Source organism: Flavobacterium sp. ACN6, from assembly GCF_002304005.1.
In the GTDB taxonomy this organism is placed as follows: Bacteria; Bacteroidota; Bacteroidia; order Flavobacteriales; family Flavobacteriaceae; genus Flavobacterium.
This window is the reverse complement of record NZ_MRCQ01000001.1, coordinates 493585-517487: the sequence shown is the minus strand read 5'-3', so window position 1 is coordinate 517487 and position 23903 is coordinate 493585. Positions and strand designations below refer to the sequence as shown.

Here is a 23903-nt window from a genome sequence, read left to right as displayed (position 1 = left end):
TTAAAATTTGGTGTTAATGCCACATGAAATAGTTCTGGCTTGTGGATAGGTATAACTAAATTCTCTGATGCCATTCAATCCAGAAGGGCTTTTCTCTTTGTACCAGTACAATAAATTCGAAACATCTGCAAATACAGTTAAGTTGTCAAGAAAAGTATTTTTTACAGGAACATTATAACTTAGATTGATATTGCTGATTTTAATATACGTAGCATCAAAAACATATTTACTCATATTAGGGATCAAAGTATTATTACCCGGAGAAGGCTGCGTAACATTATCTCCTGGATTTCTCCAATAATCATAGGCGTTTACAGACATATTTCTATTGGATGTGATTCTGTATTTACCAATAATATCATCAGTAACTAATTTGTCTCCACCCCATTGAAAAGCTCCAGTTATAGATAAGGTGATACTATTATTTAATGAAAATCTATTGCTAAAACCTCCAAATGCTTTAGGCTGTGTATTTCCAATTGGTTCCCAGTCTGCATTTGTAAATAATTGATTATAAGTTGCAGAATCGTAAACCTGACCATTTTTTCTAATAAGATCTCTACCTGTGGCAGGATCAACACCAATCCAGTTAACTCCCCAAATTGTACTTGTGCTGTATCCGATTTTTTGTGCCAAAGCAATATTCGCCTGAGAATAATCGCTTCCTAAACCTAATAAATCGGTGACTTTATTTTCTACTGTTGAAATATTGAAAGAAGTTGACCATTTAAACTTTCCTTCTTGTAACCATTTTATTCTAGTAGTAAATTCAAAACCTTTATTATACATGCTTGCAGCATTTAATTCTAAAGTATTATAACCATTTTCTACCGGAATATCTCTGGCAACAATCAAATCAGATAAATCATCGTAATAATATTCTAATGATAATTCGATTCTATTAAATATGTTAAAGTCAACTCCTGCGTTGAATTTCGTATTTTTCTCCCAGCTTAAGTTTCCATTTGGTGCATCACTTACAGTTGCATAGTCTTCGCCATTATATCCATTTTGAGAAAAATTATACAAACCTTTTGAACGGTAAGAACCAATTCTTGAATTACCAGTTGATCCGTAGCTTAGTTTTAACTTCAAAAAATTAACCCAAGAGTTCGTTTTTAAAAAGTCTTCATTGCTGATTATCCACGCTAAACCGGCACCACTGTTTAAAGCTACATTCGTATCGTCTCCAAAAACAGAACTTTCGTCACGTCTAATATTTCCTAAGAAAAAGTATCGTTTTTTATAGTTGTAGTTAAGCTGAGAAAACAAAGAAACTCTTGATCCGTTGCTGATCTCATATCGATAAGACTGTTTAGCGTAGGTTTCGTCTGCAGCCGTTAAAAGATTATCATCTTGTATTGCATCTGAAATTGCATTAACCACATTCGGATTAACAAAACCTGTAGCTGCAGCATAGTTAAATCTTCCTTTTTCTTCTGCTAGTTCAAATCCTAAGACACCATCTACGGCATGATTTTCGGTTATTTTTTTGTCAAATAATACTTGACCCTGCCAGTTCCATTTGGTAGACTTACGTTCATTTGTGGCTCTTCTGCCCCAATTCGGATAAGTCTGTCCATCTAAAAGGAAAGTACCGCTGTTTCTGCCGCTTTCATTTTCTCCAGAAAAATAACGATCCTGTTCTTTGTCTTTGTAATCAATTCCAAATAAGGTCTGGAATTTTACAGCTTTATTTAATTCATAACCTAAATTAAGACTTCCTAATACACCGTAAGTATTGGTTTGATTTGTATTTTGAGCAATTGCTGCCAACGGATTTCCTCCGGTTGCTCCTGTTACTCCAGATAATGAGTAAGATCCATCTGCGTTATAAGGCGACGTTGTTGGAATGTAGGCATACGAATAATAGGTGTTAGGAGCATCTTTTTTGATGTAACTTGGATTTAAGGATACATTTACATCCCATTTATCTTGTCTGTAACCTAAATTGATTCCTGCATTTAATTGTTTCGTTGTATTGCCTAATTGCGGCTCATCAATATCTAAGTAACTAATATTGGTTCTATACGAGAATTTAGAATTTGCTCCAGAAACATTAAAATTATATTTATTATAAATTCCCGAGTTATTTAATAAATCAAACCAATCTGTATTTACTCCGTTATAGGTAAGAAGCGCACTGCCAGGAGAAGTGTTTCTTAAATATTCGTTTCTCATTTCAGTGTATTGCTCGCCATTTAAATATTTTATCTGATTTATAGCAGACGAAACTCCCAGCTGATTTGAAAAACCAAATTTAGTTTTACCAATTTTTCCTTTTTTAGTAGTAATTAAGATTACTCCATTGGCTCCGTCTGCACCGTACAGACCAACTGCAGCAGCATCTTTAAGAACCGTAAAAGTTTCAATGTTTTCTGGTGCTATTTGCGCTAGAGGATTAGATAAATCTTCAGAAAATGCCGACTGTCCATTAAAAAAAGAACTGTCAATATAACTTTCATCAGACATAATAACTCCGTCAATAATTATTAAAGGTTGCGTAGAAGTACCAAAAATTGTTGTTCCCAGAGGCTTTAAGCTTCCCTGACCACGAATGTTGATTTTTACAGGTCCGCCAACTCCAGACGTATTTTCTATTAAAACACCTGCAATTTGTCCTTCAAGCATTTTATCCACACTCTCTGATGCTTGTTGCACCGGAATATCTTTGGCTTGTAAAGTGGAAATACTCCCAACAATTTCTTCTTTTAATTTAGTAGTTCCATAAGATGAAGTAATCACAACCGGATTTAATTCATCAGCCGCTTCCTGAAGATAAAAAGTAAACTGTTTTTTGTCTTCGGCTTTTTGTGACTGAGGTTCCATTCCTAAAAATCCAACTTCAAGAATTAGATTCGGAATATCATTTCCTTTTAACTCATAAACAAATTTTCCGTTGAAATCCGTAATAGCGCCCATTCCAGTACCTTTAATACGGATTGTTGCTCCTGGAAGCGGTAATTTGTCTTTTGCATTATAAACAGTTCCGCTTATAAATCTTTGTGTTTCCTGCGCAGAACCTGAATCATTATTAGAGCTTGAATTCGTCAATAGAACCTGTTTCTTATGAATGTAAAAAGAGATATTCTTTCCTTCAAATAACTTCGTTAAAGTCGTTTCCAAAGATGCATTATCTACATTAATATCGGACAATTGTTCGGCATCAATTTTTCGGGCATTATAAATAATTCGAAAATCAGTCTGTTGTTCAATCGATTTGATAATAAGACTTATAGGTTTGTTTTTTACATGTAATGTAATGGTTTTATTTTGGGAAAAAGCTGAAAAACAGGATAAAAGAAAGCCTAAGAAAAATAGAATTTTTCTTGAATTGGGATGTATCGTTAATGTCATGTTTTATTTAGTTATGGAAAATTGGTGTAATAGTAATGGTGTTTTCTTTAATAGAATAATTAAAAGGTGTGTCACGTTTTAGAAGATCTAAAATATTGGCGACACTAGATTCACTAATTTTTATTGAACCTGTAAAACTCTGTTTGGCCAAAACAGCATTTTCATTGATAATTTCAACGTCGTAGGTGCGTTCAATAATTTTTGCAATGGCAGCAAATGGGGTATCCTTGAATGCAAGTTCGCCTTGAGTCCAAGCTTCGTAAAAAGAAACATCAACAGTTTTTGTGACGATTTTCTTAGACTCGCTCTGCCACACAGCCATTTGAGATGGCTTTAGCAAAACAGCGTTTATAGAATTACTTTCTTCACACATCTGAATACTTCCTTCAACCAAAACACTACTCACAGTTTTGTCTTCTGGGTAAGCACTCACATTAAATCTTGTCCCGAGAACCTCAATAGCCGCTTGATCAGAATGTACAATAAACGGATGCTCTTTATCTTTGGCAACCTCAAAAAAGGCTTCACCAGTTAAATAAACATTTCTTTTGCCGTTAATTCCAAATTGTTCCGGATAGCGAAAAGTAGTTCCAGAATTTAAACTTACAAGGGTACCATCTGAAAGTTTAAGTTTGAATCTTTTACCGTAAGGAACTTTAAGCGTGTGATATAAAACCTCCTTATCGAGAACTTTTCCGAAGTATACAATTCGATCAGAAAATTTTCGGGCGATCAATTCGCCTTTGTCGTTTACTAAAGCGTTCTCCTCTTTATGCGTAAAATATTCTAATCGTCCATCGCCTAATTCCAGAACAACTTCTTTAGAATCTGCTGTTCTTTCATTAAAATAAAAAGCAAGCCTTCCTAAACCAAATAAAACCACAAGAATGGCCGCGTATTTAAAATACTTTCTGGTATTGTTTTTTGGTTTAAATGAAATTACCGGAGTGGTATCACGTGAAATAGTTCCAGTAAGTACTGTTAAGGCCCAAGTCTTTTTTAAAGTTATAAATTGCTTTTTGTTTTCTTTTGAGGAATCAATCCATTCAAAAAGTTGTTGAACTTCTTGTTCTGAAGCTTCATTAGATAAGTATTTATAAATTAGTTCCGATGTCATAAATGCGTTTTTAAACTTCTCGCTATAGTAAGTACACTTCAGAATTAAAATACCCTACCTTTTATTCTTAATTATTATAAATAAGGATAAAGATCAGAAACAAATAATCCGATAATTTGGTCTTTAAAATCTTCAAAGCCTTTGTCATATGGGCTTCTACAGCTTTTAAAGTAACTTCCATTTCTTCGGCTATCTCTGCATTTTTTTTATTCTCAAAGCGTTTTTTTATAAAAACTTCGCGAGTTTTGGGCGGTAATTCATTTATGGATTCCTGAATAATGCGCTCCAATTCTGTTAATTCTAATGTGTCGAACTGAAGCGAATTTAAAACTTCGATATCCAACTCTCTTTCTTTGTGGTTAAGCAGGTCATTCTTAAATTTATCCTTCACTTTATTGTGGCGAATTAAATTCAAGCATTTTGATTTGGCATAGGTAAATAAGAAAGCTTGGATTCCGTTAATAGATTCTACGCTTTCTCTGTTCTGCCATAAGTGTAGTAAGGCTTCTTGAGCAAGATTTTCAGCTTCGTCCTGATCATAAATAAACTGAACGCTGAAAGATTGGATTCTCCTAAAATATTTATTGTAAAAAAACTTAAATGCAGTTTCGTCTCCTTCTTTAAAGGATTTGAAAAGATCTAATTCGAAACTGGCATTGTGGTTCATTAAACGAAATTTACTTTGGAAAAGCAATATTAAGTAAATTTTAAAATCTACTCAGATTTGCTGCGAAAGCGGCAAATATAAAAGTTTATTTATATTAATTCTAAATAAAATATAATTATTGAATGTTTGGAGAAATTTTATTCAGAATAGGTTTAGAAATGTTTTTTACCGCAAAGGTTTCTTTTGATATGCTGGGGTATTTTACCGCAAAGAGCGCAAAGATTTTTTGATATGCTAGGGCTATTTTAACGCAAAGCACACAAAGGTTTTTTTGATATGCTGGGTTTTACAAAAACACAATACCGAAGCCTCGGCACGCAAAGCTTTGAGTAAAAACTTTGAGAACCATTTGAAAACATAGCCCTAGGTTTCAACCTCGGGAGACATGTTGGTGGTGAATTGATGACGTTCATTGGTTGTGCATAATAAACCATTTGAAAACATAGCCCGAGGTTTCAACCTCGGCAGACATGTTGGTGGTGAATTGATGACGTTCAATTGGTTGTGTATAATAAACCCTTTCAAAACATAGCCCGAGGTTTCAACCTCGGGAGATATGTTGGTGGTGAATTGATGACGTTCATTGGTTGTGTATAATAAACCTTTTCAAAACATAGCCCGAGGTTTCAACGTCGGGAGACATGTTGGTGGTGAATTGATGACGTTCAATTGGTTGCTTATAATAAACCTTTTCAAAACATAGCCCGAGGTTTCAACCTCGGAAGACATGTTGGTGGTGAATTGATGACGTTCAATTGGTTGTGTATAATAAACCTTTTCAAAACATAGCCCGAGGTTTCAACCTCGGGAGACATGCGTGGATAAATTTCATTACGCTCCAATGGTTGAAACCATTGGCTATGTTTACCATTTTCGGGAATCTTTGCGAACTTTCACCGTAAAGTAAATTATCCTTAAAGCTTTGAATAGGATCTTTGCGAACTTTGCGTAATTCTTTGCGAACTCTGCGGTTAAAAAAACGTTCCTAAATTAGTCGCAAAGAAAAAAATCAATTAACGATCAGTTCTATATTTTCAGATAATCTTTCCGCCAATTCAGGTTTGTCACTGTTACTTATTATCCACGGAACGAGTTTTCCTTTGGCTATAATTTTTTCCTTAGAATAAACTAAACTGAAATATTCTCGTGGATCTGTAGAAGATTTTACGTCCTCAGAATAATATCTTGATTTTTGTAAAGAAGGATATTTATCTAATAAATAATCGTTTATGGTAAAGGAAGAACTCCCTTTGTACAAATCTTCAGGTAAAATGGGTGTAATTGTAACTTTCTGAATACTTTCTTTTAAATCCTTATAAGCTTCTTTTTTAGTCGAAAAACCAGATCGTATTTTATCCTTTTCAGATAACTGGCGAATCACAGAAAGTCTCACATAATCGCCGTTTATTTCAATTACTTTAAAAATAAAATAATTGGTCTGCATGCTCTGACTTCCGTTTGAACCTCTTTGTTTGCTGAAAATAAAACTGCCTAGCTGTAATTTATGTTCGGGTGTGTTAATCGCTTTTTTCCATTTGTACGGATTGTAAACCAATTGTCTAAAGGCATATAAAATGATAATAATAAGAAGACCTGCAAAAAGTACTTTTTTCATGGAATGGAAATTTCATTAAAAATACTAAAACGGGGGTATTTTAACGCAAAGCACACAAAGGTTTTTTTGATATACTGGAGTATTTTACCGCAAAGAGCGCAAAGGTTTTTTTGATATGCTAGGGGTATTTTACCGCAAAGGGTGCAAAGGTTTTTAGATATGGAGGGCTTTATAAAACATAATCCCGAAGCTTCGGGACGCAAAGCTTTATGTAAAAAACTTCGCGAACTTTTGAAAAACATAGCCCGAGGTTTTAACCTCGGGAGATATGTTGGTGGTGAATTGCTGACGTTCAATCATTGAATCCATTGGTTGTATACGATAAACCTTTTGAAAAACATAGCCCGAGGTTTCAACCTCGGGAGACATGCATAAATTCATTGCGCTCCAATGGTTGAAACCATTGACTATATTTGCCATTTTTGGGAATCTTTGCGAACTTTCACCGTAAAGAAAATTATCCTTAAAGCTTGTCAAAAAAAACTTTGCGAACTCTGCGTAAACCTTTGCGTTCTCTGCGGTTAAAAAACACAGTATTATCGGTCAAAAAATTAAACAGCTTTTCTGTTTAAATTCCTCCATCCCAAAACAATCAATAGTAAATTGAAAATTAGTAATGGCAAAAATGCCTTAGCAAAACTTATTTGAGTTGGATCATTAAACGTTTCAACTTTAAAATCATCCCATTTTTGAGCATTTACAGGAGCATCTGAGAAGATTTTTGGATAAAAATGCAATCTCATTTTTTCATGGAAATGCTGTGTTTCTTTTAAAAATAAAAGCTGATTTCCTAAATCGGCGTGGGCAATTTCATTTAGTTGTAACTGCGTATGAAGCGTGGGAATAAATTGTGCAATTCTCTGGCTGGCAAGATTTCTCTGTTGCAATTTGGTTTCCAATTCGCGAGATTCTACAGCCGATTCGTCGTCGCCCATTTGCTGCATAGCGTAATACCAAAGCCAGCTGAATTCTTTGTCTGCCGGAATCTTATATTCTCTAAACTGAGGATAATGTTTGTAAAATTTATCAACAGTTTCTTGTTTATTCATATCCCATTTTTCATGATACGCATTTCGCTGTTTCAAAGTCAATTCTAAAGCTTCTGGAACTTTATACTGATTTACGATATAAGCGTTAATTCCTGCAGGAACAATGATAATTAAGAATAACCAAATCGTTAATAGTAAAACAGCATTAAAATTGGAATGTTTTTGCAGCGAAACAATAAAGAAACATACTGAAAACCAAAATAAGATATATAATATTCCCAATCCGTAGAAGATGAAAAAAGTTTGATCCAACGGAATATTTAAGAATAAAACGGCAGCCAAAAATAAAATAGTAAACAATGCGATTAAACTCAAAATCCTGACATAGAATAACTTTAGAATATAAAGAAAAGTGTTTTGACTTTGCGTTGCTACAATTTTCCAAGTTCCGCTTTCTTTTTCTTCAGAAATAAGATTATACGAAAAGGAAATTATTAAAAGCGGAAAAAGATAAATCAGCACAAAACTAAAATCGATATTTCCTGACAGAAGATTGTTCGGATTATTGAGTTCTGCATCGTATTTCTGACCTTCTAGACCACGAATCGTAACGCTTTGAATAGAAGGATTAACATCGCGCTGTCCGATTGCTAAACTGTTTATAGGCAATGTTTTATTGACTAATGAAAACTTGATGTAATACAATAAAAGTCCGATTTCGTCTTTATGAAAAGAGGCATTTCGGGCAATGTGTTCTTTCTGATAAAGGGAAGCTTCGCGAATATTATTCTCTTGCTTATCCTGAAACTGTTTTCCAATTAAAAGACTTATAAAACCAATGCACAACAAAAAAAGCAGCCCAATTTTGGTTCCTTTAGATCGAATGAAATTTTTAAAGAGTAATGCTAACATATTAAATGGCTTTAAGTTTTTTGGATGCGATTCTGATTAAAATGAAAAGCAGTGAAATCCAGAGAATAATTGAAATAATCGAGATAATTTCGTTTTTAAGAACCGTTCCGATTTTCTTAGGCTCATAATGAAATTCTTCTACATCGGCCCAATGTTCTTTACCAATTGTAAGTGGTTTATCGTTTGGTCCGGGCTTTTTATTGCTGATGTATTTAATCTGCAGTCCATTCATTTTCTGCGCCATGGCATAACGATAATCTTCAGCTTGTTTCTGAAAATCGATATACGATTCGTAATCCGTGTTAGATAATCCCATCGATAAATTTTTCATTGCGATGTAGGGATTCAAAAAGGAAACTGTTTTCGAAAAACTATTCTGTTTTTTATAAATTTTTAGAAGTTCAGCCAAATGTTCGTTGTAAATTTTGGAGCTGATTCTTTCCCCTTCGGTCATGATATAACCAGAATAATTGAAAGGAAGTTTTTGTACCGAATCGACTTTGTAAGCGCGAAGAAGCGAATCTTTTATCGCTTTATAATGCGGATCATTAGGATTATGACTGTCTCCTTGTTTCAAAATATCTTTTTCGATATCACTGTTAAACTGAATCTTAGATGGTGCTTCGTAAATGTAAGCTCCAATCGCCTGCGTGGTTCTTGGCAGAATAATGGTAAAAAGAAGCCAAATTCCAATAAGTGTGATCAAAGCTTTCTTAGAGGTTTTGCTTACTGCCGAAATTAAAACTGCAATAACACAGAAGAATAGGAGATAAGCCAAATGAAAAAGGATAAACAAAAGCATTTTTGCGGTTTCGTCTGCAGTAATGCTAAAATCTTGAAGGAACAGCCACACTAAAACCAAAACAATAATTGTTGGAATAAAAAGCATCATGATTACACTTGCAATTCCCAACGTTTTTCCAATTAAAAGCTGTTTCCAATTGATGCCCTGCGTTAAAAGGATTTTTAAAGTTCCATTTTCACGTTCATACGCGACAGCATTAAATCCGAGGAAAAAAATGAGAAGCGGTAGCAAAACCTGCAAAACCATGGCAATACTGATTTCGCCAAAACGAAGCATACTGTTAGAAAAACCAGCTTCAGAAAAATTGGCTGTATTTTGTTTGTGAGCTTCAAGGAAAATCGCATTTCCAAAAAATGGTTCCATTCCGAACTCGAAAACGCTTAATGGGGTACTTTTTCTAAAAGCAAAATTTCCGTAATGTGCCATTCTATGCGGATTTTTATCTGGATTTTTCAACCAGTCCTCTCTAGATTCGTGCTGGTATTTTTCGCTCGTTTCGTTTTGACTTATGTAATTGTCCCAGCCCGTAAATGCTGCATATAATAGTAAAATACCAATGAAAATGGTAATAATATAAACAGCCGAATTTTTAAAAATAGAATTCTTAAAATGTTTGGCTATAAGGATTTCTGTGTGAAATAATTTCATATAAATTAAAATTTATAAGTTACGGTAATGCTCACGTTTCTTGGACTTCCAGGAAACAAACGCAGATAATTCTGCGCGCCTAACCAATAGGTTTTATTAAGAAGATTGCCTGCGTTTACAGCAATCTGCATATTGCTTTTATTAGGTTTGTAATAAAGAGCGGCATCAAAAATGGTAAAATCAGGCAGTGTAAAATCTCTTGTAAACCAAGGCACTTTACTGCTTTGATACTGCATTCCCAAACCAATTCCGAAATCATCTAAAGCAGAATCAGAAGCGAAGTTGTAACGTGTCCACAGATTCGCACTGTTTTTTGGCGTATTCTGCTTTCTTTGACCAATTAATGAAATGTTGGCATCATTGGTAATTTCCGCATCGATGTAACTGTAAGAAGCGTTAATCTGCCAGTCTGGAGTAATATATCCAGCCAGATCACATTCAAAACCACGGCTTCTTTCAGAACCTCTGGTTACTAGTAAATCTGGATTTGCAGGATCATTAGCATTCATTAAAATATTTCGCTGCTTGATTTCGTAAACCGCGGCATTAAAACTTACCGTATTATTAAAGAAAACGGCTTTCATACCAAACTCTTTCAAATCACTTTCCAGCGGTTTAAAAAGGCTTCCCGCCGATAAACTTCCTGTTTGAGGCATCAGAGTCGTCGTATTGGACTGTGGCTGATACCCTTCTAGATAAGTAGTATAGACATTAATTTCATTATTGATGGCGTATGTCACACCAATTCGGGGCAGTAAAGCCGATTTTTTAACTGTAATTTCATTATTGGTTTTATAATTCGTAATGTCTTCAAACCATTCGTTTCGAAGTCCCAATAAAAAAGTGAATTTTTCCCACTGGATCTGATCCTGAATGTAAACTGCATTTGTCGTGGTAAGAGCAGACGGAAGCGCTGTACGAACATTCATAACATAATTCTGCGTGTTTCTTAATGCGTAAGACGGATTGTTTAAATCAAAGAAATTGACATTTGGTTTTGGCAGTACAACGCCGTCTACCGTTACCGTTTTATAATTAGAAGCATTTGCAGGAACAAAAGAACTAGCAACAGTTCCGTCATTTAATAAATAACCTCTTGCTGCATTTTGCCCGCCGCCAATGTTTTTATTCCAACTGCTTAAATCATAACCCGTTAATAGTTTATGATTGAGTTTTCCTGTTTTAAAATCAAAATTAAAGTAAGCACTCAAATTGTCAACATCCCAATATTGCTGGCGTTGTACAAACTGCATCATAGCCAGACTTGTAACTGGCTGATTGTTCATATCTACAGCAAAACCATTTGTTGTACGGTGCTCCTGCAGGTTTTCTGTCCATGTTTGTTTCATGTAAGAAGCATTAAAACCAATTTTAGATGAGAATTTATGAGCTAAATTAGTCATCAAAATCATTTCTTTCGATTTAAAATAATCTCCAGAAGCTCCCAAATTCAGGCTGATTGGGGTTTTATTTAAATCAGTTTTACCTGCAACAGCGCCAAAAATAGGCTGACCGCGGTCTAAAACTCCAGTCATGTCACTTAAAATCAATTCGGTATTTATCGCCGTTTTTTCATTCGGAATATAACTGAAAGAAGGAGAAATCAAAAATGACTTATTATTAACCAAATCACGAAATGATTTCGCTTCCTGATACGCTCCGTTTACACGATATAAAAGAGTTTTGGATTCATTTAAAGGGCCTGTAAAATCTAATGTGCCGCGTAACGTACTGAAACTTCCAACGGTTAGACTAACTTCTTTTCGGTCTACTGCCAAAGGTTTTTTCGTCACCATATTAATGCTTCCGCCTGGGTCAACAGAAGAAAAGGTAGCGCTCGATGGTCCTTTTATAACTTCAACGCGCTCGATATTACTCGTTAAAGGCTGTAAAAAGTAATATTGACGCGTTCGCATTCCGTTGATAATCTGTCCTTCTTCATTTTGACTTATCCCGCGAATCGTATATTGATTGTAATAACTCGCCGGAATTACACCGCTGGCCATTTTTACGACATCGGCCAGATAAATGGCGCCTTTATCGGCAATTAATTCTTTGGTTATAGTCGAAATAGACTGCGGAATATCTTTATTTAAAGCTGCCGTTTTCGTTGCAGAAAAAGAGTAATCGCTGTTATATTTTCGCGTCGAGCGTCCAATAATTTCAACCGTTTGCAATTCATTTCGCTTGGCTTCCAGTTCCAAAGAATCTTTAATAATGCTGTCTCTGACTTTTCCGTTATTTTGAGCATTTAGAATCGAGAAAGTACTTACTATAAATAGCAAAGAAAATATATGTTTCATTTTATAAATAGAAATCAACGTTTCCTTTTAAACCGTTTGTAAATACAAATCTTCCAATTCGTTTGCAGAGATTTTAGAGGCCTCAATTACGGTAACCAAGTTTCCCTGCTTCATAATTCCGATGTGAGAAGCCACTTCACGCGCTCTGAAAATATCGTGGGTTGCCATTAAAATTGCAGTTCCATCTGCCGAAAGTTCCTTTAATATTTGAGAAAATTCATTAGAGGCTTTCGGGTCCAAACCACTTGTTGGTTCGTCCAATAAAAGTACTTTAGCCTTTTTAGCGATTGCAATGGCAATTCCAACCTTTTGGCGCATCCCTTTAGAATAACCGCCAAGATTTTGATCGTGTGCTTTGGTTTGCAAACCGGCCTTGTTTAAGAAATATTCGAGTTCGCCTTTTGAATATTTAAATCCTGCCAGCGAAGAGAAAAATTTAAGATTTTCCAGACCCGTTAAATTCGGATAAAGCATTACTGTTTCTGGAATATAAGCGACAAATTCTTTAGTCGTTTTTGCATTTAATGTAACGGGAATATTGTTGATGGTTAAAGAACCTTCAGAAGGTTCAATAAAACCTAAAAATAAATTGATAGTGGTCGTTTTTCCAGCACCGTTCTGCCCTAAAAGAGCAAATATTTCACCTTCTTTAATAGTTAAATTTAAAGCGTTCAAAGCAGTGTAATCACCATATTTTTTGGTTAGATTTTCAGCTGTAAGCATAATTATATTGATTTGGATTTTTGTGAATAAAAACAGATCTCACAGCCTATAAAAAGCTGGAATTCTTTAAAAATATTAATGGAAGTTTACAAAGGTGTATTCGCGAAAGCGCAAGTATCAAATGAATATGAAATTCTATCTTGAATTAAAAACCAGAAGAAAATATTTTCCTTTTAATTTTAAAAAGCAAAAAAAATGAAGCGCTAAAATAAACTTGTAAACTAAAGTAGAGCAGGAGGTGCCCTTAAAGCAAATAAACTGCCTTTGAAGAATGTGGAAACCGATTTGGTATAAGTAAATACAGGTTTCGTTTCGATTTTTATCTTTTGAAAAAGCACAGCTTCAGCAGCATTTGGAATAAATGTACTAAATGCAAAATGACACACATGACATTGGTTGTCAGTAGTATGACTATGCGTTATTTCTTTCTGATTGGCACTGGTATGATGCTGGCACGGTTTTTCTGAAAGCTGTTTGAAAAAATGCTCGTAAGAGTGCACCGTCTGAAACAGCATTGCGCACAATACTGCAAAAGATGCTAAGAAATTTACAATTACGATTCTCTTTTTCATTAGTGGTATTTCTGTGCCAAAATTTAAGTATCTAATACTGAAATATTTAATCGCAACAGTGTTGCAAATATAGTTATCTTATTTTTAAATGCTGTAAAATGCTATATTTTTTATAATAAATTTTAATATAAAGCCTTTAAAGACAACCAATTCACAGGTTATTGTATAAAAGCTGCAGGGTATGGAAATCAGATGATCCGTCAAAATATTTATGCAGGACTTCTTGAAAAATAGGTTCTGAGTTCTGAACGCTTGCAAATAACGTCATGCAGGATTGCAGTTTTTCAACATCAGTATTTCCGAATATGTCGGTTACGGTGTCTTCTTCTTTTTTGATTAATTCGGCTGTGATTTCTACAAGATGTTTTCCTAAAATTGGGTGTTCTAGAAAAGCAATTGCTTCATCTGCATTTTTGATTTCGTAGAATTTCGAAGTATCACTCGAACCCATTCCTTTAATTTGTGGAAAGACAAACCACATCCATGGAGATTCTTTTTTACCATTTTTAATTTCGTCCAAAGCTGTCAAATACAATTTGTTCTGAGCATCTAAAAAACGAAGCAATTCATTGTTGTTGTAGGCCATTACTTACTGCTGTTTATTTGGGGGTTCTGGCGATAAATCTACTGAAAATAAGTTTACTTATATATTACCAAATTCTTTTTTTTGTGGTATTTTTTTATGTCAAAAAGAAGCTGTAAAACGATTTTAAAAGGTGAATAATTACAGTTGAAATATTTCACGAGAAATTTTAATTAATAAATAAAAACGTATTAATGATGCCGTTTTTTGTTATAAAAATCATTTTTTACTAGAATTTCTGTTGTGATTTTCCTATTTTTACTAAAATAGCAGTTATAAAACTGTTTTTATAAATTAAAATTTGAATTGATATTTACCACTTTACAATATCAATTTTTCTAACGGGCACTTCGCTCATTTAAAAAACAAATGCTTATGAAAATAGGATTAATCGGATTCGGAAAAACTGGAAAATCAGTTGCTTCAATATTATTAGAAAATAAAAAATTCTGCCTAGAATGGGTTTTAAGACAAAGTACAGTGTTGGAACACAGATCGGTACCAGAGTTTTTTGGAGTGCAGTCAGACGAACCCGGCCTAATCTATTCTAGTTCCAAAACTTCAATCGATGAATTGTTAGAAAAACATCCGGTTGATGTAATTATCGATTTTTCTTCTCATCAGGGAATTTATACGTATGGCGAGGCAGCTGCGAAAAATAACGTAAAAATCATTTCGGCAATTTCACATTATAAAGAAAAAGAACTTCAGTTTCTAAAAAAACTGGGACAGAAAACAACTGTTTTTTGGTCTCCAAATATCACTTTGGGCGTTAATTACTTATTATTTGCTGCCAAATTTTTAAAGAAAATTGCTCCGTGGGTTGATATTGAAGTAAATGAAGAGCACTTTAAAGCAAAAGAAGGAACTTCTGGAACAGCTATAAAAATTGCTGAAGCTCTGGATGTTGACAAAGAAAATATCAATTCGGTACGTGCTGGAGGAATTGTTGGAAAACACGAAGTTATATTTGGCTTTCCTTTTCAAACGGTTCGAATTATACATGAATCAATTTCCAGAGAGGCTTTTGGAAATGGTGTCATCTTTGTTGCCGAAAACATAAAAGAAAAAGAAAACGGCTTGTATAATTTTGAAGATATTCTGACGCCTTACTTTACGGTTTGATAAAATTAAAAATTAAAAATTAAAAATTAAAAATTAAAAAATCTCTTTAATCTCCAAAATCTGCTGGAGAACGAAATAAGTAATCAGTATTTAAAATAGTAAAGCTTTAGATGGAATAATATAATTACTCTTTTACTGACACCACTGGAATCCGATTTATTTATGGTCGATGGAACAGATGATTATCGCATCAAAATTGTTTCTGAAAATAATGCTGTGACCGCAATTAAAAGGATTTATCGCGATAGGCAGGAAAGATTATTTAAGAAAGATTAAATTTTATGTCAGCTTTATTATAAAAAAAGAATCTGCCAAATCTGCTAAATGTGTGAGTAATTTTTTACTCGCAGATTTAGCGGATTTTGCAGATTTTTATAAAGTAAATGATTTCTAAATAAGATGTTATTTTTCGATTATCATTGTAACTCCTTGTCCGCCGGCCGCGCAAATAGAGACAAAACCCCTGCCAGAACCTTTTTCGTTAAGCAATTTTGCCATTACGCCAATAATTCTGCCGCCCGTTGCAGCAAAAGGATGTGCTGCAGCCAGACTGCTTCCTTTTACATTTAGTTTTTCCCTGTCGATAGCTCCTAAAGTTTTCTTCAAACCAATCGATTGACTGAGTTCAGGACTTTCCCAAATTTTTAAAGTAGCTAAAACCTGTGCAGCAAAAGCTTCGTGAATTTCATAATAATCAAAATCCTGAAGATTTAATCCCGCTTTTTCGAGCATTCTCGAGGCTGCAAATAAAGGTGCTAATAAAAGATTCTGCTGGTTTTTGACATACTCGATCGCCGCAACTTCTGCAAACGAAATATAAGCTAATATAGGAAGTCCCTGTTCTTTTGCCCATTCTTCGCTTGCAAGTAAAATGCAAGAAGCTCCATCTGTTAACGGGGTGGAATTTCCAGCTGTCAAAGTTCCGTTTGCTTTATCGAAAGCTGGATTTAATTTGGCTAATTTTTCAAGCGTACTGTCTTTTCTAAGATTATTATCTTTTTCTAATCCGTTGAAAGGCGTAATCATATCATCAAAAAATCCTTCGTCGTATGCTTTTGCCATATTCAAATGACTTTTTAAAGCAAATTGATCTTGTTCTTCTCGAGATATTTTATAATGTTTTGCTGTAATTTCAGTATGCCCGCCCATAGAAAGTCCAGTTTGTGATTCTTCGTTTTTTGGAACTAACGGACTAAAATCTTTCGGTCTAAGTTTTAAAAACAATTTGATTTTTTCTCCTAAAGATTTCGCTTTCCTCGCATCTAACAATACTTTTCTAAGTTTTTCGCTGACAGCAATCGGCATATCACTAATAGAATCTACACCGCCAGCAATTCCAGATTCAATTTGTCCCAGAGCAATTTTGTTGGCAATATAAATGGCACTTTCAATTCCAGTATCACAAGCCTGTTGTAAATCGCATGCTGGAGTAGCGGGGTCTAGACTGGTTTGCATGACACATTCACGAATCAAATTGTTATCATAAGTATGTTTTATAACTGCACCGCCGGCAACTTCGCCTAATAACTTTCCCTTTAAATTGTATTTATCGATAAGTCCGTTTAGTGAGGCCGTCATCATTTCTTTGTTTCCAACAGAAGAATAAGCCGTATTGGCTCTTGCAAAAGGAATTCTATTATAACCTACAATGGCTATTTTTCGTATTGTATCTGGTTTCATATCAGTGCTTTTAGTGAATTTTAGGTTGAGTTTTTGGAATTATAAAGATAAAAATAGAATTCGGTTTAATACTTAATCTACATTACTATTATCAGGAAATAACTTAAAATTTGCGCAGTTTCAATTTAATTTTATTGCTAATTTATTACAAAATGTTAGATTTATTTAGAATGAATAAAAATAATTTGGAAAAGTTAAGATTAGAACATACTTTTGATCCGAAATTTTAAATAAACCAAAATGAAAATAGTTTTTAATCCAAGAATTTACATTTTTATGTTGTTTTTCAGCTCATTAAGTATGATGGCGCAACAGCTTGGAAATATAAATGGAAAAGTTTCTTTAAGCGGCAATAAACCAGCAGAAAATATTTCTGTAAGCCTAAAAGGAACTAAGTATTCAGATGTGACCAGCGAATCAGGATATTTTGAAATCAAAAATGTGAAACCAGGACCTTACACTATCGTTATAAAAGGTGTCGGTATACAAAGTATAGAAGACAATATTGTAGTGAGTTCAAAACAAACTACAACAAAGAATTTTTCACTTTCAGAAAGTCAGCAGGATCTTGATGAAGTAGTCATTACTAAAAATAAATACAAGCAAGACAAACCTTCAATGTCTTTGCGTCTTCAAACTCCAGTGTTAGAAATTCCGCAAAACATACAAATTGTAAGTGCTCAAACATTAAAAGATCAACAGATTACGAGTATGAGCGACGGAGTAATTCGCAACGTGAGTGGTGCCGTTCGTTTAGAACACTGGGGCGATTTGTATACCAATATCACAATGAGGGGTTCGCAAATTCAGGCTTTTAGAAACGGTTTTAATGTGGTTTCTTCTTTCTGGGGACCTTTAACAGAAGACATGAGTTTTGTTGACCATATCGAATTTGTAAAAGGACCAGCTGGATTTATGCTTTCCAGCGGAGATCCTAGTGGTTTGTATAATGTAGTAACAAAAAAACCTACTGGGGTTACAAAAGGAGAGGTTAGTGCTTTAGTAGGAAGTTTTGATTTCTACAGAGTAAGTATAGACCTCGATGGTAAACTGGATAAAAAAGGAAAATTATTGTACAGATTTAATGGTGCGGCTCAAAAAAAAGGATCTCATCGTCCGTTTGAGCACAATGACCGTTATGTTATTGCACCAGTTATTTCATATCAATTTGATGATCGAACAAAATTAACTTTTGAATATAATTTTCAATATGCAAATATGACAGAAGTTGGTTCTTACTATGTTTTTGGACCAAAGGCAGGCGGTTATGCTACTATGCCCCGTGATTTTACCATGACGGCGCCAGGTTTACCAGATACCAATATTCAAGATCACAGTGGTTATTTACAATTCGAACATAAGTTTGATGATAACTGGAAATTGACAGCTCAGACTTCTTATTTCAAATATATGCAGCAAGGATACAGTTCTTGGCCATCTGCAGTAGGACCAGCAACAACTCCAAATGGAGATATTAGTAACGGTGAGATTATTAGAAACGTTGGTATCTGGGATGCGGATAGTAATATGTTTCTAGGCCAGATTTTTGTGAATGGAAAATTCAACACTGGTGGTGTTTCTCATAAAGTTTTGGGAGGTGTAGATTTAGGAGACAAAGATTATATGGCAGATTGGGGACAATCTCATGACCTTGATACCGCTGATAATCCTTTTAATATTTTTAACCCAAATTACGGAACTCCTTCGAATGGTTTACCGCAATTTGATCATGATACGCCTTTAAGCCAAAGGGCAGGAGGACTTTATGGTTCAAAATATGCAGCTGGATATATTCAGGATGAACTTGGTTTTTTTCAAAACAGATTAAGAGTAACACTTGCAGCAAGATATACGTGGATTAAACAGACTAACAGCTATGACGACCCACAGGAAGATAGTCATATAACGCCACGTTTCGGAGTAAGTTATTCGATTACGAAAGACTTGGCAGTTTATGGATTATATGATCAAGCTTTTACACCGCAATCTGGAGTTGTTAGAGATGGAGAGTTGAAGCCTTTAACAGGTAATAACGTAGAATTTGGTATTAAAAAAGATTGGTTTGATGGTTCTTGGAATACTACTTTGTCTGTTTATAATATTTTGAAAAAGAATGAATTAACAGCTGACCCTTTAAGTACGCCGTCTAATCCAACAAAAATTGTATTAGGTGAAAAAAGAGCGCAAGGGTTTGAGTTTGATCTAAGAGGGAAATTATTTGATGGTCTTAACCTGATAGCAAATTATGCTTTTACAGAATCTACTGTTACAGAATCTAATGTAGAAGGGATTAATGTAGGAGATGTTGTTCCTGGATATTCAAAACATACTGCAAATGCTTGGTTAAATTATACCATTCAATCTGGTAAAATGAAAGGATTTGGCGCTTCTATTGGTGGGACTTTCCTTGACGGACGTCAAACTGATACATGGGGTGAAGGTCTTGAAAAATTACCGTCATATTTTAAATTGGACGGAGGCTTGTCTTACGAAATAGGAAAAGTTAAAGTTACGGCAAACGTATTTAATATTCTCGATAAATATCTATACAGCGGTTCTTACTATGAGTGGTTACAAGCTTACTATTGGCAGTCTGAGCCCGGAAGAAATGTTAGAGTTGGTGTAACTTATAAATTTTAAGGTACTGAGGTTCTGAGATGCTAAGACTATAAGTTTAATAGGCTTTTGAATTGCCTCCAGTTTTAACTGGAGGTGTAAGTTTTGATTACAAAAAAGGCTTTAGCCAAACTATTGAGGTTTGGTTAAAGCCTTTTACTTTTCTTAATATTCTCATACAGCTAAAGCTGATACATCCAATTATTTCGAAATTGTGATTTAAATTTCATAAATAATAATCTGCTAAATCATTTTACTCTGTGAAATCTGCGGCAAAAAAAAACTATCCCTTCTTAATCAAAGGAATCAGTTTTGTTCCAATTAATTCAATAGCGCTCATTAATTGTTTGTGGGTTAATCCAGCGTTGTCCATTTGAAATGTAAATCGATCAACACCTCCAAGTGCTTCACTATGACGTAGAATTTTCTCTGCAGCCCTTTCTGGACTTCCCACAATTAAAACACCCAGATCATCAATTAATCCGTCAAATTTGTCTTTTGTTACTGGAGGCCAGCCGCGTTCTCTTCCTAATTTGGTCCATAATTCGGCATAACCTGGATAATAATCTGCGATCGCATTTTCTGTTGTGGTACCGATATATCCTGGCGAATGCAATCCAACTTTTAATTCTTCTGGTTTATAACCTGCTGCTTGTCCAGCCTGACGGTATAAATCGATTAAAGGTTTAAAACGATGTGTTTGTCCGCCAATAATGGCTACCATTAACGGAAGTCCTAACGAACCCGCTCTAACAAAAGATTCGGGTGTTCCGCCGACTCCAAGCCAAATCGGTAATTTTTCTTGTATAGCTCTCGGATAAACAGGAAGATTATGGATAGCGGGACGAAATTTTCCTTCCCAAGTAACAAATTCATTGTCACGAATCTGTAAAAGTAAATCTAGTTTTTCGCTGAAAAGCGCATCATAATCATTTAAATTATAGCCGAAAAGAGGATATGCTTCAATAGAAGAACCACGCCCGACTACAATTTCTGCTCTTCCTTTGGAAACCAAATCCAAAGTAGCAAAACTTTGATACACCCGCACAGGATCTGCAGCACTTAAAACGGAAACCGCACTTGCTAATCTTATATTTTTGGTTCTTGCCGCCGCCGCACTTAAAATAACAGCTGTGGCAGAATCTAAAAACTCTTTTTTATGATGTTCTCCAATCCCGAACACATCAAGGCCGACTTGATCTGCAAATTCAATTCTCTGCAGTAACTGTTCCATTGCGTCAACACTGCTTAAAGTATTGTTATCGCCATACATTGCCGAAGCAAAACTGTCTATTCCTATTTCCATATATGTTTTTTTTTTGAGGGCTTTAAGCTTTAGGCTTTAGGCTTTAGGCTGTAAGCTATAAGCTATAAGCTGTAAGCATTGGAAAGCCTATAGCCTATAGCCTATAGCCTACAGCGTCAATCAATGTGAGAAGCCGAATGAAATACTAATAATAATGATTACAATAACGATTAAAGTAATCCCTACATATAAATAATCTTTTTCCAATAAAAAGGAAAACAACGACAGTAAAACCCTTAAAACGGGTGTTAAAAAGAGTAAAATAATCCCCGTAAAGATTAATGATGCACCATCTCCCTGAATTGCTCCTTGATAAATATCGGCAATCACTTCAAATATATTGCGGTCGTTTTCCTTAAAAACAGAATAATCTTCTATCTGGGTGCCATTGTGCATTAAATACACGATACCGCCCATAAAAGCTACTGCTAATGAAATCCAAACGCCATAACGAAGCAAGTTTCCTATGATTGTCTGGAAATCTTTTTCTCCAAATTTTTCTTCTTGTACCATGTTAGATTTTTCCATTAAGTCCGCTATAAATCATGTTTACTGCCAAAACAAAAATGAGGCAGGCAAAAAAGATTCTCAATTTTTTCGGATTTGTTCGTACTAATATTTTCGCTCCGGCCATTGCCCCAAACAAAACACCAATTACAACCGGCATACAAATTCCAGGTTCAATATATCCTTTTTGAATATAAATTACAGAACTCGCCATTGCTGTAACCCCCATCATAAAGTTACTCGTTGTAGTTGAAACCTTAAACGGAACTCTCATAATATTGTCCATTGCGATTACTTTAAATGCACCAGAACCAATTCCTAGTAAACCAGACATCATTCCGGCAATTCCCATCATACTGAAACCGCCCAAAACATTTTTGGTTCCGTAACTAATGATTTCGCCGTCATGTGCAGGATAAGTGCCTTCTAGTTTTAATTTTTTAGCCAGCGGACTAGATTCTAACACAATATGTTCTTCTTTTTTTCGAAGCGAATTAATAGCTGAGAAAATCAGTGTTAAACCAAACAAAACCGCTATGAAAGAAGTAGGAGCGATAGTCGAAAGCAGCGCACCGCAGACAGCACCAATTGTCGTAGCGATTTCGAGAAAAATCCCCATACGCATGTTGGTAATTCCTTCTTTTACATAAGCTGCAGCAGAACCTGAAGAAGTTGCAATAACAGAAACCAAAGCGGCTCCAATTGCATAATGAATGTCGACTCCGAGAATAATTGTAAGAAGCGGAATGATTATAATCCCGCCTCCCAAGCCTGATAATGAACCGATAAAGCCCGCTAGAAAAGCGCCAAGAATCATTATAAGCGTAAAGGTAAGTATTGTCATTAAGATATGTTTTTGTATCTGCTAATTTACGAATACAAATTTGTTCAAAGCAGTATAATGACCTTAAATATACCTTAAAAATTAATTGTTAATGGCTGGTTGTTAATTGTTGATAGTTTGTCGTTGATTGTTAATTGCTAATTGTTTGCAATTCGTGTGTCAACTTTGTCAAAGTTTAAAACTTTGACAAAGTTTGCGTAAAGTCAACCATCAGTCATCAGTCATCAGTCATCAGCCATCATCCATCAGCCATCATCCATCAACCATCAGCTATCAAGAATTAACAATTAACAATTAACCATTAACCATTAACAATTATCTAAATCCTATTATCAACAGCATAAGCCGTTTTACCAATATTAGCCAGCAGAAGAGCTGCGGCCGCACTGGTCCAAACAGAATAATCAAAAGGAGCTTTGAATGAAACCGAAACTGCCATGGCAAAACCAAAAAGAAACATTAAAAAAGTTGTTCCTAAAGCAGCAAGTCGGGTTTTAAAACCGAATAATAATAAAAGGCTCAGTAAAACTTCAAAGAAAGTCGCGATCCCGCCTAGAACTTCTGCAGTAGATTTGCTTGCAAAAGAATTAAGGGTTTGGGTGTAAATTACAAAGTTTTCCCAGTTTCCCCAGACAACTCCGTTTGAGCCTGGTGCGCCCCAAATTCCAAATCGATCAGCAACGGCTGAAAGCATTGTGATTCCTAAAACTATTCTTAAAATTAAACCTGCTTCTAATATGGTTATGTTTTTCATTCTAACGTATTAATTTGTATTCAATAATTAAACGAATTCTCCTTTCAAAATACAGAAAAGTCGTCTGGTTATTTTTTAATAACGACAGAATCAACGCCAAATTGTTCAAAATAGCCGATAAAATGCATAATCGACAGCAGAACCAAGTTTTAATTCTAACTTATTTGAAGATGCTCAAGCTTCTTTCCAACTAAAGTTTTTTGTCCCACAACTTTAAATCCGAGTTTTAAATAAAGTTTTTTTGCCAGCGGATTTTCTTCTTCTACCAATAATCCTAAAGTCTGTTTATTCGTCTGTACATATTCGGTAATCAAAAAATGAAGTATTTGAGAACCAATTCCTTTTCCCTGATGATTGGGATTTATGCCCAAAGAATCGATATAGAATTCGCCCGCTTCGGTTTCAGATTCAGGATTAAATTCAGGATTATAATGATCTCGAACGTATTCAATTATTGGTTTTCGTAACCTTTCGATGTCTTCACCTTTATATATATCTACTGCACCAATGATTTCGTTATTTTCTTCGGCAATATAACAGTTCTCATACGAGTACTGATTGTTTTCTCTTTCAACGAAGTATTGCAGAAAGTCTTTCGCGGCAGCGTACTCTTCTTTTTTGATAAACTTATAAATGATATCTTCCATTGCCAATAATAATATAGGAGCAAGGTATTTGGAGTCGGATTTTTTGGCTTTTCTGATATGCATTTTTAAGATGTTTAATAAAACAAATTTAAAGTTTATTTAAATGTGTAGTGCTTTGTCAAAGTTTAAAACT

The 23903-nt window shown here is 34.7% G+C and carries 19 protein-coding genes; 3 read left to right on the top strand and 16 right to left on the bottom strand.

Annotated features, from left to right (window positions below; genetic code table 11):
- The 4 genes from BSF42_RS02315 to BSF42_RS02300 form a co-directional block, all read right to left on the bottom strand.
- The gene (locus tag BSF42_RS02315) at positions 1-3357 is read right to left on the bottom strand and encodes a SusC/RagA family TonB-linked outer membrane protein (RefSeq protein WP_095951503.1); all 3357 of its coding nucleotides are present in this window, start codon (positions 3355-3357) and stop codon (positions 1-3) included.
- A 7-nt stretch (positions 3358-3364) separates the two neighbouring features.
- A complete protein-coding gene (locus BSF42_RS02310) occupies positions 3365-4474 on the bottom strand; it encodes a FecR family protein (protein ID WP_095951502.1) in 1110 nt (369 codons plus the stop codon).
- 67 nt (positions 4475-4541) lie between these two features.
- On the bottom strand, positions 4542-5141 hold the full coding sequence (locus tag BSF42_RS02305; RefSeq protein ID WP_095951501.1) for an RNA polymerase sigma-70 factor: 600 nt from the start codon (positions 5139-5141) through the stop codon (positions 4542-4544).
- Between the two features lie 1009 nt (positions 5142-6150).
- Positions 6151-6756: a hypothetical protein gene (locus BSF42_RS02300; RefSeq protein WP_095951500.1), complete on the bottom strand. Its 606-nt coding sequence runs from the start codon at positions 6754-6756 to the stop codon at positions 6151-6153.
- A gap of 159 nt (positions 6757-6915) precedes the next feature.
- Here BSF42_RS02300 and BSF42_RS22395 point away from each other — a divergent pair, with 159 nt between their 5' ends.
- Positions 6916-7059, top strand: coding sequence for a hypothetical protein (locus tag BSF42_RS22395; RefSeq protein ID WP_172426637.1), 144 nt, complete (start codon positions 6916-6918; stop codon positions 7057-7059).
- A 248-nt stretch (positions 7060-7307) separates the two neighbouring features.
- Here the strand turns inward: BSF42_RS22395 and BSF42_RS02290 are convergent, their stop codons facing one another.
- The 6 genes from BSF42_RS02290 to BSF42_RS02265 all read right to left on the bottom strand — a co-directional run bounded on the left by BSF42_RS02290 (position 7308) and on the right by BSF42_RS02265 (position 14294).
- A complete protein-coding gene (locus BSF42_RS02290) occupies positions 7308-8657 on the bottom strand; it encodes a DUF3526 domain-containing protein (protein WP_095951498.1) in 1350 nt (449 codons plus the stop codon).
- A gap of 1 nt (position 8658) precedes the next feature.
- Positions 8659-10110 (bottom strand): DUF3526 domain-containing protein, encoded by a 1452-nt coding sequence (locus BSF42_RS02285; RefSeq protein ID WP_095951497.1) that lies wholly within the window; start codon positions 10108-10110, stop codon positions 8659-8661.
- 5 nt (positions 10111-10115) lie between these two features.
- Entirely contained in the window at positions 10116-12413 is a 2298-nt protein-coding gene (locus tag BSF42_RS02280; protein ID WP_095951496.1) for a TonB-dependent siderophore receptor, read from the bottom strand.
- Between the two features lie 27 nt (positions 12414-12440).
- Complete coding sequence (locus BSF42_RS02275; protein WP_095951495.1) at positions 12441-13136, bottom strand: ABC transporter ATP-binding protein; 696 nt, start codon at positions 13134-13136, stop codon at positions 12441-12443.
- 221 nt (positions 13137-13357) lie between these two features.
- Entirely contained in the window at positions 13358-13708 is a 351-nt protein-coding gene (locus tag BSF42_RS02270; RefSeq protein WP_095951494.1) for a hypothetical protein, read from the bottom strand.
- 151 nt (positions 13709-13859) lie between these two features.
- Positions 13860-14294: a DUF1810 domain-containing protein gene (locus tag BSF42_RS02265; protein ID WP_095951493.1), complete on the bottom strand. Its 435-nt coding sequence runs from the start codon at positions 14292-14294 to the stop codon at positions 13860-13862.
- 372 nt (positions 14295-14666) lie between these two features.
- Between BSF42_RS02265 and BSF42_RS02260 the strand changes: the two genes are divergently transcribed.
- Positions 14667-15416: a 4-hydroxy-tetrahydrodipicolinate reductase gene (locus tag BSF42_RS02260; RefSeq protein WP_095951644.1), complete on the top strand. Its 750-nt coding sequence runs from the start codon at positions 14667-14669 to the stop codon at positions 15414-15416.
- A gap of 402 nt (positions 15417-15818) precedes the next feature.
- On the opposite strand, the gene BSF42_RS02255 is transcribed toward BSF42_RS02260, so the two are convergent.
- Positions 15819-17096, bottom strand: a complete 1278-nt coding sequence (locus tag BSF42_RS02255; RefSeq protein ID WP_095951492.1) for an acetyl-CoA C-acetyltransferase — start codon at positions 17094-17096, stop codon at positions 15819-15821.
- Positions 17097-17336: 240 nt separating this feature from the next.
- Between BSF42_RS02255 and BSF42_RS02250 the strand changes: the two genes are divergently transcribed.
- Positions 17337-19736, top strand: a complete 2400-nt coding sequence (locus tag BSF42_RS02250) for a TonB-dependent receptor (RefSeq protein ID WP_095951491.1) — start codon at positions 17337-17339, stop codon at positions 19734-19736.
- Between the two features lie 259 nt (positions 19737-19995).
- Here the strand turns inward: BSF42_RS02250 and BSF42_RS02245 are convergent, their stop codons facing one another.
- The 5 genes from BSF42_RS02245 to BSF42_RS02225 all read right to left on the bottom strand — a co-directional run bounded on the left by BSF42_RS02245 (position 19996) and on the right by BSF42_RS02225 (position 23833).
- Complete coding sequence (locus tag BSF42_RS02245; protein ID WP_095951490.1) at positions 19996-21018, bottom strand: LLM class flavin-dependent oxidoreductase; 1023 nt, start codon at positions 21016-21018, stop codon at positions 19996-19998.
- 120 nt (positions 21019-21138) lie between these two features.
- Positions 21139-21546: a DUF1634 domain-containing protein gene (locus BSF42_RS02240; RefSeq protein WP_095951489.1), complete on the bottom strand. Its 408-nt coding sequence runs from the start codon at positions 21544-21546 to the stop codon at positions 21139-21141.
- Positions 21533-22369, bottom strand: coding sequence for a sulfite exporter TauE/SafE family protein (locus tag BSF42_RS02235; protein WP_095951488.1), 837 nt, complete (start codon positions 22367-22369; stop codon positions 21533-21535). The genes BSF42_RS02240 and BSF42_RS02235 overlap by 14 nt, the downstream gene beginning before the upstream one ends.
- Before the next feature lie 319 nt (positions 22370-22688).
- Positions 22689-23123, bottom strand: coding sequence for a DoxX family membrane protein (locus BSF42_RS02230; RefSeq protein WP_095951487.1), 435 nt, complete (start codon positions 23121-23123; stop codon positions 22689-22691).
- Positions 23124-23278: 155 nt separating this feature from the next.
- Positions 23279-23833, bottom strand: coding sequence for a GNAT family N-acetyltransferase (locus BSF42_RS02225; protein WP_095951486.1), 555 nt, complete (start codon positions 23831-23833; stop codon positions 23279-23281).
- Between the last annotated feature and the right edge of the window lie 70 nt (positions 23834-23903).

Coding starts and splice junctions, on each gene's coding strand:
- BSF42_RS02315 (WP_095951503.1), bottom strand. CDS start 3,357: ATGACATTAACGATACATCCCAATTCAAGAAAAATTCTATTTTTCTTA.
- BSF42_RS02310 (WP_095951502.1), bottom strand. CDS start 4,474: ATGACATCGGAACTAATTTATAAATACTTATCTAATGAAGCTTCAGAA.
- BSF42_RS02305 (WP_095951501.1), bottom strand. CDS start 5,141: ATGAACCACAATGCCAGTTTCGAATTAGATCTTTTCAAATCCTTTAAA.
- BSF42_RS02300 (WP_095951500.1), bottom strand. CDS start 6,756: ATGAAAAAAGTACTTTTTGCAGGTCTTCTTATTATTATCATTTTATAT.
- BSF42_RS22395 (WP_172426637.1), top strand. CDS start 6,916: ATGGAGGGCTTTATAAAACATAATCCCGAAGCTTCGGGACGCAAAGCT.
- BSF42_RS02290 (WP_095951498.1), bottom strand. CDS start 8,657: ATGTTAGCATTACTCTTTAAAAATTTCATTCGATCTAAAGGAACCAAA.
- BSF42_RS02285 (WP_095951497.1), bottom strand. CDS start 10,110: ATGAAATTATTTCACACAGAAATCCTTATAGCCAAACATTTTAAGAAT.
- BSF42_RS02280 (WP_095951496.1), bottom strand. CDS start 12,413: ATGAAACATATATTTTCTTTGCTATTTATAGTAAGTACTTTCTCGATT.
- BSF42_RS02275 (WP_095951495.1), bottom strand. CDS start 13,136: ATGCTTACAGCTGAAAATCTAACCAAAAAATATGGTGATTACACTGCT.
- BSF42_RS02270 (WP_095951494.1), bottom strand. CDS start 13,708: ATGAAAAAGAGAATCGTAATTGTAAATTTCTTAGCATCTTTTGCAGTA.
- BSF42_RS02265 (WP_095951493.1), bottom strand. CDS start 14,294: ATGGCCTACAACAACAATGAATTGCTTCGTTTTTTAGATGCTCAGAAC.
- BSF42_RS02260 (WP_095951644.1), top strand. CDS start 14,667: ATGAAAATAGGATTAATCGGATTCGGAAAAACTGGAAAATCAGTTGCT.
- BSF42_RS02255 (WP_095951492.1), bottom strand. CDS start 17,096: ATGAAACCAGATACAATACGAAAAATAGCCATTGTAGGTTATAATAGA.
- BSF42_RS02250 (WP_095951491.1), top strand. CDS start 17,337: ATGAAAATAGTTTTTAATCCAAGAATTTACATTTTTATGTTGTTTTTC.
- BSF42_RS02245 (WP_095951490.1), bottom strand. CDS start 21,018: ATGGAAATAGGAATAGACAGTTTTGCTTCGGCAATGTATGGCGATAAC.
- BSF42_RS02240 (WP_095951489.1), bottom strand. CDS start 21,546: ATGGAAAAATCTAACATGGTACAAGAAGAAAAATTTGGAGAAAAAGAT.
- BSF42_RS02235 (WP_095951488.1), bottom strand. CDS start 22,369: ATGACAATACTTACCTTTACGCTTATAATGATTCTTGGCGCTTTTCTA.
- BSF42_RS02230 (WP_095951487.1), bottom strand. CDS start 23,123: ATGAAAAACATAACCATATTAGAAGCAGGTTTAATTTTAAGAATAGTT.
- BSF42_RS02225 (WP_095951486.1), bottom strand. CDS start 23,833: ATGCATATCAGAAAAGCCAAAAAATCCGACTCCAAATACCTTGCTCCT.